A 13,769-nucleotide genomic window follows, 5' to 3' on the forward strand; every position below is an offset into this window, starting at 1 on the left:
GAGCGGTTTATCATGAAAGGAAAACCGACAATTTTCAGTAAAGTAATGATCTTGATCGTCCTGCTGGTAACCCCAGTGCTTATTCTTTATATCTATACCAATAAGGTCAGCGTGAATGTGGTTCAAGACGAAATTCAGTCTTCCAGCCTCACTCAACTGTCCTTTTTTCTTCAACAATTTGATACAACGGTGGAACAGCTTGCAATGTTCCCGGGCATTTTGGGTTCGGACCCCTATTTGCGTGACTTTGTCGAACATCGGTCGAACAAGCCCTATGATCGGATTTCAGAGCAAACCCGAATTATGGAGAAGCTAAGCTTGCAAAGCGTTTCCAGTGCCTGGACGAATGATCTCACCGTCTATTTACCGAAAGAAGCGACGGCCGTCTCCTCCAATCATTTAATCACCTACAATAAAGAAGATGTCACGACATACGCCCCTCTGCGAGGGTGGATCTACGATCCTACAACCAGAGTAGAGGCACGGCAACCGGGTGCAAGATTTATTAGAGGAATTGTCGAACCCTATGGGGCAACTTCACTCTCTCAAATTAAATCAATGATCCAAGTCAGCTTCTCGGTAAATAATGTCACGGCCATGCTGGATCAGGTCAAATCGGGCGGAAAAGGGGACCCTTTCTTTTACCGCTTCGGACAACCGCCGATTAAGGGAAGCGATAGCGACAGCGAAATGCTTTCCGGTCTCATATCTGTCTTAGATTCCCAACGGTTAGGGGAGAAAGGCAGTTTGGTTACGCAGCTGGGCGGCAAACAGTATGCGATCTTCTATGTGTTGTCCAAACAATTAAACTGGTTTCTAGTCGATTATGTACCCGTGGAAAATATACTCGCTCCTATTAAAAAGACAAACCAGCTTTTTTACACCACGATTGCCATGCTCCTGCTCATGAGCATCCTGGCAGCTTATTTCCTTTATCGAAATGTACAGCGGCCCATTCGCAAGCTTGTACAAGGGGTTCAGCGGTTGAAAAAAGGGGAATTGTCTGCGAGGCTCCACTATCAACCTCACAATGAATTTGATTTCCTGTTCGAGCGGTTTAACGAAATGGCTGAGCAAATTCAAGATTTAGTTGAACACGTCTATGCCGAAAAGCTTCGTCTGCACGAAGCTAAATTGAAACAACTTCAGGCCCAAATTAATCCACATTTCTTGTATAACAGTTTATTTTTTGTCATTAATACCGCCAAGCTCGGTGATACCCGAGCCGTCGTCGCGATGAGCCAAAATTTAGCCGAATATTACCGGTATACAACCCGAATGGAAGTTCAGAACGCTACGCTACGCGAGGAAATCAAACTGTTGGAAAATTATTTGATGATTCATAATCTACGGATGCAGCGGCTTCAGTATGTCATCGATATTCCAGAAAGCATGCTGGATGTGCAGATTCCGCGCCTGCTGCTTCAACCGCTTGTTGAAAACGCTATTGTACATGGGATTGAAAATAAATCCGGCGACGGGATGATCCACATTACAGGAAAACAACAAGATCATTTTTACATGGTTATCATAGAGGATAACGGCGTAGGCATCAGTCTCCAAGTCCTGGGCGAACTCAAAAAGCAGTTGCTCCACCCCACAGACACAGAGGTCAGTTGCGGCGTATGGAACGTGCACCAACGTCTGCAATACAGCTTCGGCGAAGGATCAGGACTTGACATCGTATCAAGCAAATTGGGTGGACTGAAGGTCACGTTAACCTGGAGGAGGAATGAAGCCAATGACGCAACTCATGATTGTGGATGATGAAGCTCACGTCGTTGAGCGTCTTGCAACTCTCGTACCTTGGGAGCAATTAGGCATAACTGCCGTACATAAAGCTTTTTCCGCAAGCGAAGCACTGGAGAAGCTTCACGAGAACCCCATTGACGTCGTCATCACCGATATTCGCATGCCTGTGATGACCGGGCTTGAATTATCGGCAATAATCGGAACAAAATGGAAGAAAACCAGATGTATCCTTTTATCTGGTCATGCAGATTTCCAGTATGCGAAGGAAGCTCTTCATCAGGGTGCCGCCGGTTATTTATTGAAGCCCGTAACTGATGAAGAGTTGCTGGATACGGTCTCTCAAGTTCTACAGAAGCTGAAGGCAGAGTGGGAGCAGATTATTTCCCAAGAACGAGCGGCCCGAACGCTACGAGAAAACTTGCCGCAAATGCGTGCCGGCTTGCTAAATGAGCTGCTCCAGGGACGAAGGTTTACAGAAGCGGATCTGCAGGATAAAATGGCGATGCTTCGGGTTCCCGATTTTAAGGGAAGTTCCTTCTGGTCGATGTTGGTCCGCCTCGAAGAACCGTTCCACAGCTACGATTCTCGAAGCTTAGCCCTCGTTGAGTATGCTGTGGGGAATATCGCAGAAGAGTTATTCGCCCCCCAGTTTGAGCTATGGCATGGTAAGGAAGCCCATGATTATTTAGTCTTCTTAATTAAGCTAGGCAGTAACCTTCAGGAAGACGCGAATATAGGAGATGAAGTGGAAATCTCGCATTCGCTGGAGCGGACTGCCGCGCAGCTGCAAACCGCTATTCATGCTAATTTAAAAGGCTTTGCAACAATTCTGATTAGCCGCAAAGGCGTTTTTCCGGATGATTTGCCCATTCTTTACAACAACACCCTCTCCATGCTTAGGAGACGTATCGGAGCCGAACAGGATATGATTTTAACCTTTGCAGAAGAACAGCTTGAAGGTACAGAAATACGTTCCGTCCCCGCCCTATACGAATTGCCGACACTCGCTCAGTTGCTCGATGCAGGGCAATGGTCAACGGCCTATAAGCGTCTGGAGCGAATGATGGGTGAACTGAAAGAAAAGTCAGGAGACCTGCAGGAGCATCTGCTGGAAGTATACTTTTATATTGCTTCTGCAGCCTCTTATTACGCCCATAAAAATGGTCGATCACTTTCCGAATTAATCGGTCCCACCTTCGATAAGCTTGTGCAAGGCATTCCGCACCGTTCCTTTCAACAACTGCATAATTGGTCCATTGATCTGTTGAATCGATTGAAGAGCGAGAATGAGGACGATGCCAGGAATTCAAGAACCAAACTTATTGCTGAAGTTCAGCAATTCGTGGAGCAGCATTTATCTACGGATATTTCGCTTCTTGCTATCTCGGAGCATGTATTCATGCACCCTGTCTACATTTCAAAGATTTACAAGCTCGAAACCGGAGAGAATCTAAGCGAATATATACACCGTAAACGAATGGAGAAAGCTACGCATATGCTCCTGCATACACAGGAGAAAATTTATGAGATCTCCTCCAGAATCGGCTACCAACGCGCACACTCATTTATTAATGTATTTAAGAAGCACACAGGCTTGACGCCGCAAGAATATCGAGATAAATACGGGTAGTCGTAACCAAACAAAACCAGCCTAATGGATTGCTCAACGAGCGGCCATCAGGCTGGTTTTGTTTACTTTTCCGATACAGACTACTATTCAACTCATTATTTCTTTTCATCCAATGGGTAAAAAATAAGATCGATCGGGAATGCAGACCCAGCCGGAGGCGTAAATTCAATATCTAACGCATCCTCCGTCCCCGTTGTGCGTGCTAACACTTCCATGCCATCGAAGGCTGTAATAACCCCAGAGGCCGGAACGGGAATGATCTCCCCATTAATTTTGAACGGCCCTTTGAATACGCCGCCTTTAGCCATGATCATGACAGCCATTTTGCGCGGCTTATCGGCATGAATTTTATAAACGACCCCATAGTTGCCGCCGTTTTCCACGTTCTGTTTACGCATGACGTCATAGCCTTTGACGAATGGATCTGTTTTGTTGTCCCCAATCGTCAGCACAGACGTCTTCGTGAAGCTTGTTGCATCCACATCCCACTTGATTTCAGAGATTGGGAATGTTCCCCTCACGTGGCCTGTGAAGCCGAGAAGAGGCAGATCCTGCGCCGTAGTTGGCGTCAGACGTTCATCGGTAACGCCAAACGAAATTTGCATCTCTCCGTCCGTTTCCACATCATAAAACAGGTTCACGCCTTGGCCTGGATAGAAATCAGGCAATTTCGCGTAAATATACGTTTCATGTGGTGGCACAGTCAATTCATCGGTGTATACATTATTCAGCAAGAAGTCTACAGACGCTTCGCTGCCAATTAAATTGGCATACACGGAAGGGTACACTTCCCCTTTATTCGTTGTTTTGATCGTGACCGGCTTATCTGAATTGTTCGTTGCGAAGATGGCCATCGTCATTTTTTGCTTAGTCCCGTTAACATGGTCCGCATAGAGACGGGCTTTGCCATTAATATTATCGCGGTATAGAATTCCTTTTTCCGTGAATTCTTCAGGGCTATCGCTGACTAAGAGCGTACGTCCAGGAACCTCTGTTGCTTTTTTAGGCAAAGGAACCATTTCGTTAAAATGGGACCAGATCGTGCCCCAGTCCGACTTAATGAAACCGCCAACCGGTTTCGTATAGATTGGATATTCAACTTCATTCAAATAGGGTACATCCACAACCGTTACATTGCTGGTAAATACTTTACTTACGTTACCATGACGATCTTTGACCGTTAAGCTGACCGGATACTTGCCTGCCTTGAAGAAAACTTCCTGTTTGCCTGACCAGTCATAAGAAACAATACCTTCAGCATCAGGATCATAACTAAGATCCAAGTACTTTACAGGCTCTCCGAGACGGTATGTAGGCTTCGCTGTGGTGAACTTAGCTACAGGTCTTGAATTGCCGCTCTGATCCATGTAGACGCCCTCAGGCGTTGGGAAATTGACAATCTCCACACGACGAAGCTCACTGTTGTACGTGTATTTGGCACCCATGTAGTCGGCCAACCACGTCAGCTTCACTAGAAGCTTCCCATTCACAATCGCAGCAACGGAATTGAAAGGAATATCCACGCCATTATTCGTTACCGTTTTGTGATCGGCATCCAGCACGATCGAATAACCGGGAGGCGTCATCAAAATGGTACGCGTTGCGTCATTCCACTCTACCTTGAAGCCCATGGTATCGCCAAGGAATTTGGCAGGAACAAAGGTGCTGCCATTTATGATGGTAGCAGGGGCATCCAAGTGAATTTGATCTTTATTAACGAACGCTTCTGACTTATCGATATAAAGTAAAATGAGGGATGAGCTTGCTGATACTGCATGAACTGCCGGCGCTGTTAACGTACTGGCTACAAAGACTAGCACAGCCAGCAGCAAAGTAACTTCTTTTCTAAGTGCTTTCATTCTCTTTGACTCCTTTGACTTTCCCAAATTAATGTTCCAACGAAGGAACGGCAAATAGCCCTTTCCTTCATTGACCACGTTGTTTAGACGTAGCCACGAGAAAAAGGTTGCTAATTTCCCTAAATGTTAACAAGATTGACACTTATTAAGTCAGTAAGTTAGTCTCATCCTGCAAAAAAGCCTCCTCGAAAGGAAGCTTTTGACGGATTATTGGTTCTCCAATTCTTCCTTGCTAACTAACGTGACTAAAGCGTTTACAGCCTGCTCGGCATCCGAACCTTCTGCACTTATGAAGACTTCGGTCCCTGTGCTGATCGCAAGACTCATAATTCCCATGATGCTTTTGGCATTCACTTTCTTTTCATCTTTCTCAACAAAGATCTCAGATGAAAACTTATTTGCCTCTTGAACAAACAATGCCGCAGGTCTGGCATGAAGTCCTGTTCTCAACTTCACAACGACTGGACGTCTGGACATGGAACTAATTCCCCCTAGTGTGGAGCTTATATGAATTACTATTGATAACATTGCTATACCTTATGTTTTAACATTATAGCATTTTTCCCTGAAGTACACTAGAAAAAATGCGAAAAACTTCTGCATCGTAAGTACAAGGACTACATACCTACGAATTTCGCTGTTTTTCTGCTAATTCATCTATTTTTCGCAAACGATGATTGACTCCGGATTTGCTTACACTACCCTTTAGCATATCGCCAACTTCTTTGAGATTCAAATCTGGGTGCTGAAGTCTAATTTCGGCAACCTCTCGCAGCTTCTCAGGTAAGCTTTCAAGCCCTACTTCCCTTTGAAGCAACCGAATATTTTCGATCTGTCTTAAGGATGCCCCAATCGTTTTGTTCAAGTTCGCCGTTTCACAATTGACAATGCGATTGACTGAGTTCCGCATATCTTTCATAATCCGCACATCTTCAAAACGCAATAAGGCTTGATGCGCGCCGATGATGCTCAGAAACTCAATAATCTTCTCGCCTTCCTTCATGTATAAGACGAACCCTTTCTTGCGTTCAATAAATCGGGCATTCAAATCAAACTTATTAGCAAGCTGCGCTAACGCCTTACAATGTTCTTCATAAATTGAAGCAATCTCCAAATGATAGGAAGAACCTTCCGGGTTATTCACAGAACCTCCAGCCATAAATGCACCGCGCAAGTATGCTCGTTTGCAGCAGTTTCCCCGAATAATCTCCTTATTAATCCCCGTGGTGAAAATAAAACCCTCGGATACAATCTTCAGATCACTCAGCAATTCCTGCACCTGACCTGGAACTCTAACAATGTATACATTGTTTTTCTTCAACCGCATCTTCTTCCGAACGAGAAGCTCGGTGTGGATGCGGTACGTCTTTTTGAGGAGGGAGTAAATTCTCCTTGCAATGGCGGCATTTTCGGTAGAAATATCAAGAACGACACGTTGTTGGCTAGAGAGCTGAACCGTTCCATTCATTCGAATTAAAGCGGATAGTTCGGCTTTTTCACAACATGCTTCCGATTCGGTAATTAAAGTTAATTCTTTTTTGGTTGTTGCCGCAAAGGACAAGGGTCTCACCTCTTCCTTAACATCCAGCTTTCGACAAGCTGATAAATATGATCACTCAATTTCTCGGCGTCATGACGAAGATAGGTACGGAAAAGCACAAGTCGATCAGCAATAACTTGGTACCCTCGCTTCGTCACCTCATCAAGATCCAAGTGAACCGCTTTTGAACCTTTTTCAGCATACTTGGCCTGAACTTGAGGAGGGATTTCACCGTTGTTCACAATAACATAATCAAATAAATGCTGCCCAAGATGATCATGAACGGCATCCAAGTGATCGCTCACCGAATAGTCATCCGTTTCTCCTGGCTGTGTCATCACGTTGCAGATAAATAGCTTTACTGCTTCTGACTTCATGATTTCTTCGGCAATACCAGGGACAAGCAGATTAGGCAGCAGACTCGTGTACAGGCTTCCTGGACCGCACAGTATAGCATCTGCTTCTCGAATCGCTTGTACGGCCTCCGCAAGCGGTGTTACGTTAGCTGGTTCAATAAACACTCGCTTGATGCGGCCATCCGCTTTTGGAATTTTGGATTCTCCTACAACTAAAGTTCCGTCTTCCATGACCGCTTTCAAAACGATAGCCTGATTGGATGCCGGCAATACACGGCCTCTAACAGCGAAGACACGATTCATCTCTTGTACGGCAGTGACGAAGTCGCCTGTAATATCGGTAAGAGCAGCTAAGATTAGATTTCCCAGACTGTGTCCGGCTAAACCTGTTCCTACCTGAAACCTGTATTGCAGCATAAGGGAAAGCAGAGGCTCCACATCCGCTAACGCTGTTAGTACATTGCGAATATCTCCTGGCGGAGGCATTTGCATTTCACTTCTTAGTATGCCCGAACTACCGCCATCATCCGCAACTGTTACGATCGCTGTAATATCCACCGGCTTTTCTTTCAAGCCTCTCAACATGACAGATAAACCTGTTCCACCGCCGATAACGACTATTTTGGGAGTGCGCTGAATATCCACACGTTCCATATTTCTTTCACCCTCTTACTCATATGATCGCTTATCCGCGATCCCGTTCGGCATCTCGATGACTCACTCGTACAACTTCGGTTTCGCTGTTACCCATCGCTTTCCCAAGATATTCAGTAATTGCAACGGATCTATGCTTGCCTCCTGTGCAGCCTATACCGACAACAACCTGACTTTTGCCTTCTTTCTTATATTGAGGCATTAAGAAATTCAGCATATCAAGCAGCTTGGTAAGGAATTCCTGGGTCTCGGTCCACTTCATTACATAATCGTAAACATCCGGATCCTGACCTGTCTGCGGGCGTAGTTGATCGATATAATGTGGATTGGGCAAGAAACGAACGTCGAAGATGAGATCGGCATCAATGGGAATTCCGTACTTAAATCCAAAAGAGATTACATTTATAGATATGCGGTTCGTTTCCAAATTGGTAAACCGAGAAATAATTCTTTCTTTCAACTGCACAGGCTTAAGTGTACTCGTGTCAATGACTTGAGTAGCTAAGCCCTTCAACTCTTCCAGCAGCTTACGTTCAAGAGCAATACCTTCCAGCGGCGCTCCATTAGGAGCTAACGGGTGCCGGCGGCGGCTTTCTTTGTATCGCTGTACAAGCGTGGCATCTGTAGAGTCCAGAAATAAAATTTCATAGGTCAGTGTGTAATTTTCTTGAAAATAACGAAGCGACTCCTGAAGTGCAGTGAAAAACTCACGCCCCCGCAAATCAATTACCAGTGCGACTTTACCGATTTTCCCCATCGACTGTTCGATTAATTCAGCAAATTTAGGAATAAGTACAGGAGGTAGATTATCGACGCAAAAGAATCCAAGATCTTCTAGACTCTGTACCGCGATCGTTTTTCCAGCACCGGACATTCCTGTAATTATGACCAGTTTCGCTAAAGGGTGGATTTCTTCCATGAAATGACACCTTCCTTTGGAGTGCTTTCGCAGACTGTCTCCGAAGAGCTAATCTCACGAACCCTTACTAGTAGTTTATCTTAAATTAAGCCCGGCAGCTCCGACGACACCTGCATCATTACCAAGTGTTGCAGCGACGATTTCAACACCTTCTGCTGCTGTTTCCGGTGTGTATTTCTTAAATGTTTCACGGATAGGATTGAACAAGATCTCTCCGGCTTTGGAAACTCCGCCACCAATGATGAATCTTTTGGGATTAATGACAACAGCCATAGCCGCCATTGAGCGTCCCAGATAATAGGCAGCACGATTCACGATACGAAGCGATACTTCATCTCCGGACTTCGCCTCATCAAACACATGTTTCGCCTCAATTTTCTCATGTAGGGCAAGAGAAGTACGCTCGCCGCGTTCAACCGCCTCTTTCGCCATGCGAACAATTCCTGTTGCAGACGATACTGTTTCCAGACACCCCATTTGCCCACATCCGCATTGCACCGCTTCAATGTCAGGAACGATAGACATATGTCCTAGCTCTCCAGCCATCCCTGCGGAACCTTGATAGATTTTGCCGTTAATAATAATTCCACCGCCAACACCTGTACCTAAGGTGTAACAAACGACATTCGGAATGCCTGCTCCGGCGCCAGCCCATGCTTCGCCCAAAGCGGCAACATTTGCATCGTTATCAATCTTTACCGTTTTGCCAAGCAAACCTTCGAGTGTCTTTTTCGCTGGGACGTCGTGCCATTGCAGATTAGGAGAAAATTTCACGAAGCCTTCTGGAATGTCCATGAATCCCGCAAGACCTGCGCCAATACCTGCGACTTGTTCCCACTCATACGGAGATTCTTCGACGATCTGGCGTACATATTGAGCTATACGTTCAAGAACCGATTGCGCGCCATTTTCGGCACTCGTAGGTCCTTCCAGCGTATGCAGCAGTGCTCCCTGCTCATCGCAGATTCCGACCTTAATATTCGTACCACCTAAATCTACGCCGATATAAATCTGATTTGACATTTGCAAAGGTCACCTCTATGAATAATCATAAAATTTTTCGGGCAAAAGCTCCTGTTCCAACTATAAGACAAGCCTGTATACAGGTCAAGAAATTCAGCGAACACTCCGGACAATGAGAAAACGTGGAAAGCATCGCCTTCCACGTTTTCGGTAACAATTCCAGACCGCTTACAGCGATTGACTCCAATCGTGCACGATGTTACCTTCTAAAAACTTTTCAGCTTCCAAAGCCGCCGCACATCCACTGCCTGCAGCTGTGATGGCTTGACGATATTTGGTATCCTGTACGTCACCGCAAGCAAAGACGCCTGGGATGTTTGTTTCCGTCGTTCCTGGTTTAACCACAATGTAACCATGATCATCCGTGTCAATTTGACCACCAAGGAATTTCGTGTTCGGCGTATGTCCGATCGCTACGAAAATACCATCGGTTTCGATAACCTCATCTTCACCTGTTACATTATTTTTCACTTTCAGACCCGTAACGCCTTTTTCTCCGGCAACGACCTCAAGTGGTGTATTATTCAACGACCATTTTACTTTCTCATTCCCGCGCGCGCGATCTTGCATGATTTTGGAGGCACGCAGCTCATCGCGGCGATGTACAAGACGAACTTCCGAAGCGAAGCGTGTAAGGAAGTTCGCTTCTTCCATAGCGGAGTCACCACCGCCAACGACGATGATCTTTTTGCCGCGGAAGAAGAATCCGTCACACGTTGCGCATGTACTTACGCCGCGCCCGATATTTTCTCTCTCGTTGACAATACCAAGTAATCTGGCAGATGCGCCTGTGGAGATAATTAAAGTTTCGGTCTCAATTTCGCCTAGACCTTCCACTAGCAGCTTGAACGGACGATTCGTCAGCTCAACAGAATTCACCCAACCGGTTTTGAATTCGGCTCCGAAACGTTCTGCTTGCTTACGCATGTTTTCCATCAATTCAGGGCCCATAATTCCTTCAGGGAAACCCGGAAAATTCTCTACTTCGGTAGTGGTCGTCAACTGACCACCTGGCTCCGGTCCTTCAATAACGAGTGGGCTAAGATTGGCGCGAGCTAGATAAATGGCTGCTGTTAGACCGGATGGTCCTGTTCCTACAACGACTGATTTGTACATATGGTTTCCCTCCTAAGTGTTTTGCTTTAGCAAAACGATCTACGTAAGCATACGCTTTACGTTTCTGAAGCAGTCATAACTGCTGCTTCATTTATGAATGAAAGCTGGCCCTTTGTCATGAAAACAAAAGCCCAACCATCAAATGCTCGTAAATTTATTGAAAATGGCTTCCATTTTCTCGCGCAGGCCACAAGTATCATCAATCAACTTCACATTGCGACTAACCGTCGAGACGGTTACACCATAACGTGTCGATACTTCTTGATAGGATATAGCTCGGCGATGCATCTTGGCAATGAGATACTCCAGCGCGGCAGCCCATCCTGCGGATTTATGAATCTTAGGTACAGCAGGGTAAACTTTTGTCAGAAATTCCACCCAAAGAATCTCTAGATCATACTGTTGCACCATATCGTAACGCTTGTGCATATGGGACAGTGCGGTTTCCATCACACTTTGCCATTTGGCATCCCAAACAGGCAAATGCGGTGAATAAGGGGAAGCCTCTACCCTAATTTCTTCATTCTCAAGAAATGCGGGAAGAGATTCACGGACTCCCATGCTTCGAAGCACAAAAATAGCGACCTTCTTCAGATAATCGTCTTCGCCGCGATCAAGAATAAAGTCCTGCAACGCGTCTCTCACTTCATTATCGGCAATTAATCCAAACGCTTGAATCACTTGCAGCTTCGTCTCGATATCCCCATGGCGTAAAGCCCAGAAAAAAGAAGAGCGAACTAGCGGGTCTTTCTTCAACTGCTCAGGAATGCCTTGTGTGGATTTCTCCAACACCTTGAACTGCTCCTCAAAAGGGAGATGATAGTGGTAGCTCCAGGTTAACGGGGTATCACTCTTCTCACGAACACGCAGCTGCTCCAAATAAAACTTGGAGATCTCCGCACCAGGATCCAGCTTCTGCACTTGCTTCCAGTAACGGAATGCTTCTGCGAACCGACCGATATGGCAAGCAGCAATAGCCGCATAGTGATACAAACAAGGATCGTTCGTCCCTTCACCCGCCTTAAGCAGACGTTTGAACAAGTGGTATGCTTTCTCATGCTCCGATAATATGCCCATTGTCGTTGCCAACTTGAACACATGATCCTGCTGATAGGGATACGTCTTGCAGAGCAGAGAAGTCAGCTCCGCCAATTCCTGCTTATTTCCGAAATGCTGGTGGAAAATAGCCATATTACATAGCGCATGCAAATTACCTGCCTCGATCTCAAGGACGCCACGAATCGTTTCCATCGCCTTCTCGAATTGACCCATATAATAATAAGCCAGAGCCAAATTGTTGCGAGCGGCCGTAAACTCAGGTTGATTGTTCACCAATTTTTCAAGCTGTCTGACAGCTTCAGCAAATTTGCCTTCCTCGAGAAGCGCACGCGCTTTATCATGCTCGAAGAGCCCTTCTCGACTCTTAATGCTCGTGAGAGGGGCGGGACGTTCAAGCTCGTAGCTCAGCATATCCATCATTTCTTCGGATTCTTCCATGAATTGGCCCGTAGGGTCATTCTCCAAATACCGAACCAAGGACTGTTCTGCTTGCTCGAAATTATCCATATTTGCATAATTGTTAGCCATATAAAAATGACATTCCGTCATTTCGGGATCGATATCATCAAGGATATGCTGTAATATTTGGTTCGACTCATCATAATTGCCCATTTCGGAGAGAACCCCCGCGAGGTTGCAGTGATTCACAGGATTATCCTGCTCGTACTCCGCAGCCCGCCGGAAATATTTCAATGCCTTATCATAATGAAACCGATCCAATGATTGAACCGCTCTCTCGAAAAAGAAGGCGGCATCCATGTTAATCGAAATGACTTTAGGTTTTGGTGCTTCGGACACACGCTTAATCTTTCCCATAGCAAGACACCTCCGGCAATTTGATTACCATCAAATTATACCATAGATCGCTCGGAAGCCAAAAACATTATCCGAAGGTTATTGTTTCCTTTAAACGCCACCGTACTTAAATAGGGAAGATAAAGAGCCACCCTCATTAATAATTCGAATCGCATCTGATAAAAGCGGAGCTACAGAAAGCACACGGAATTTGTCAGAATGGTCTTCAGGAATCGCAATTGAGTCCGTAATAATAACTTCCTTGATATTCGGATGAACCAGTCGTTGAAGAGCCGGGCCCGAGAACACAGGATGTGTTGCACAAATATAAACGTCATGCGCTCCTCGTTCCTTCAGACCTTCCACGACATTAACGATTGTCGTTCCCGTATCAATTAAGTCCTCGATAATAATCGGCGTCCGTCCAGCCACATCGCCAATCACGTGAGTAATCACCGATTCGTTGTGCGCGGGACGCTTTTTGATCATCATGGCAAATGGCGCATCGAGGATGTTAGCCATTTTCTCCGCAGTTGTTGCACGACCTGCATCCGGTGATACGATAATCGGATCAGGCAGGTTTTTCTTTTTGATGCAGTCACTGATGACGTCAAGAGCCGTCAGATGATCCACAGGAATATTGAAGAAGCCTTGGATCGCAGGCGCATGCAGGTCAATCGTTACGACACGAGTTGCACCTGCTGCACTAACCAAGTCAGCTACTAATTTAGCAGAAATCGGCTCACGCGGAGCAGCTTTACGTTCTTGACGGGAGTAACCATAGTAAGGGATGACAAGGTTGATCGTTTTTGCAGAAGCTCTTTTCGCCGCATCCATCATGACCAAAAGTTCCATCATATGCTCATTAATCGGATGGGAGAATGTTTGTACCAGGAATACGTCACAGTTACGAATCGTTTCTTCGTAGAGACAGTAAATTTCTCCGCTTTTGAAACGGGATAATTTGATTTTTCCAAGCGGCTGGCCGAGCTCTTTACAAATTCGTTCCGCAAGCTTCGGATTCGAAGATCCGGAAAAAATTTTAACATTGTCGTTATACATGGTT

11 protein-coding genes are annotated in these 13,769 nt (G+C 45.7%); 2 read left to right on the top strand and 9 right to left on the bottom strand.

Annotated elements, in window-relative coordinates; translation table 11 throughout:
- Positions 1-12: 12 nt before the first annotated feature.
- Both FU659_RS12970 and FU659_RS12975 read left to right on the top strand, forming a co-directional pair.
- Positions 13-1,767, top strand: coding sequence for a sensor histidine kinase (locus tag FU659_RS12970; protein ID WP_147947966.1), 1,755 nt, complete (start codon positions 13-15; stop codon positions 1,765-1,767).
- On the top strand, positions 1,742-3,382 hold the full coding sequence (locus FU659_RS12975) for a response regulator transcription factor (protein WP_147947967.1): 1,641 nt from the start codon (positions 1,742-1,744) through the stop codon (positions 3,380-3,382). Before FU659_RS12970 ends, FU659_RS12975 begins: the two co-directional genes overlap by 26 nt.
- A 95-nt stretch (positions 3,383-3,477) precedes the next feature.
- On the opposite strand, the gene FU659_RS12980 is transcribed toward FU659_RS12975, so the two are convergent.
- The 9 genes from FU659_RS12980 to FU659_RS13020 form a co-directional block, all read right to left on the bottom strand.
- Positions 3,478-5,241, bottom strand: a complete 1,764-nt coding sequence (locus FU659_RS12980; RefSeq protein WP_147947968.1) for a stalk domain-containing protein — start codon at positions 5,239-5,241, stop codon at positions 3,478-3,480.
- Between the two features lie 207 nt (positions 5,242-5,448).
- Positions 5,449-5,718 carry an HPr family phosphocarrier protein gene (locus FU659_RS12985; protein WP_028555561.1) on the bottom strand — a complete coding sequence of 90 codons (270 nt, stop codon included), beginning with the start codon at positions 5,716-5,718 and terminating at the stop codon, positions 5,449-5,451.
- A gap of 148 nt (positions 5,719-5,866) precedes the next feature.
- Complete coding sequence (gene whiA, locus FU659_RS12990; RefSeq protein ID WP_147947969.1) at positions 5,867-6,802, bottom strand: DNA-binding protein WhiA; 936 nt, start codon at positions 6,800-6,802, stop codon at positions 5,867-5,869.
- Positions 6,803-6,807: 5 nt separating this feature from the next.
- Positions 6,808-7,791 (bottom strand): gluconeogenesis factor YvcK family protein, encoded by a 984-nt coding sequence (locus FU659_RS12995; RefSeq protein WP_147947970.1) that lies wholly within the window; start codon positions 7,789-7,791, stop codon positions 6,808-6,810.
- A gap of 31 nt (positions 7,792-7,822) precedes the next feature.
- The gene (rapZ, locus tag FU659_RS13000) at positions 7,823-8,710 is read right to left on the bottom strand and encodes an RNase adapter RapZ (RefSeq protein ID WP_147947971.1); all 888 of its coding nucleotides are present in this window, start codon (positions 8,708-8,710) and stop codon (positions 7,823-7,825) included.
- 75 nt (positions 8,711-8,785) lie between these two features.
- Positions 8,786-9,733 (bottom strand): ROK family glucokinase, encoded by a 948-nt coding sequence (locus FU659_RS13005; protein WP_147947972.1) that lies wholly within the window; start codon positions 9,731-9,733, stop codon positions 8,786-8,788.
- Between the two features lie 168 nt (positions 9,734-9,901).
- Complete coding sequence (gene trxB, locus FU659_RS13010; protein WP_147947973.1) at positions 9,902-10,849, bottom strand: thioredoxin-disulfide reductase; 948 nt, start codon at positions 10,847-10,849, stop codon at positions 9,902-9,904.
- Positions 10,850-10,987: 138 nt separating this feature from the next.
- Positions 10,988-12,724: a tetratricopeptide repeat protein gene (locus FU659_RS13015; RefSeq protein ID WP_147947974.1), complete on the bottom strand. Its 1,737-nt coding sequence runs from the start codon at positions 12,722-12,724 to the stop codon at positions 10,988-10,990.
- A 90-nt stretch (positions 12,725-12,814) separates the two neighbouring features.
- Positions 12,815-13,765 carry a ribose-phosphate diphosphokinase gene (locus FU659_RS13020; RefSeq protein WP_147947975.1) on the bottom strand — a complete coding sequence of 317 codons (951 nt, stop codon included), beginning with the start codon at positions 13,763-13,765 and terminating at the stop codon, positions 12,815-12,817.
- Between the last annotated feature and the right edge of the window lie 4 nt (positions 13,766-13,769).

Origin of the sequence: Paenibacillus sp. N3.4 (assembly GCF_008017805.1) — a bacterium.
GTDB lineage: Bacteria > Bacillota > Bacilli > Paenibacillales > NBRC-103111 > Paenibacillus_E.

Excerpts from the sequence above, each read along its gene's own strand:
- FU659_RS12975 (WP_147947967.1), top strand. The coding sequence starts at position 1,742 with ATGACGCAACTCATGATTGTGGATGATGAAGCTCACGTCGTTGAGCGT.
- FU659_RS13005 (WP_147947972.1), bottom strand. The coding sequence starts at position 9,733 with ATGTCAAATCAGATTTATATCGGCGTAGATTTAGGTGGTACGAATATT.
- FU659_RS12970 (WP_147947966.1), top strand. The coding sequence starts at position 13 with ATGAAAGGAAAACCGACAATTTTCAGTAAAGTAATGATCTTGATCGTC.
- rapZ (WP_147947971.1), bottom strand. The coding sequence starts at position 8,710 with ATGGAAGAAATCCACCCTTTAGCGAAACTGGTCATAATTACAGGAATG.
- FU659_RS13015 (WP_147947974.1), bottom strand. The coding sequence starts at position 12,724 with ATGGGAAAGATTAAGCGTGTGTCCGAAGCACCAAAACCTAAAGTCATT.
- FU659_RS12980 (WP_147947968.1), bottom strand. The coding sequence starts at position 5,241 with ATGAAAGCACTTAGAAAAGAAGTTACTTTGCTGCTGGCTGTGCTAGTC.
- trxB (WP_147947973.1), bottom strand. The coding sequence starts at position 10,849 with ATGTACAAATCAGTCGTTGTAGGAACAGGACCATCCGGTCTAACAGCA.
- FU659_RS13020 (WP_147947975.1), bottom strand. The coding sequence starts at position 13,765 with ATGTATAACGACAATGTTAAAATTTTTTCCGGATCTTCGAATCCGAAG.
- FU659_RS12985 (WP_028555561.1), bottom strand. The coding sequence starts at position 5,718 with ATGTCCAGACGTCCAGTCGTTGTGAAGTTGAGAACAGGACTTCATGCC.
- FU659_RS12995 (WP_147947970.1), bottom strand. The coding sequence starts at position 7,791 with ATGGAACGTGTGGATATTCAGCGCACTCCCAAAATAGTCGTTATCGGC.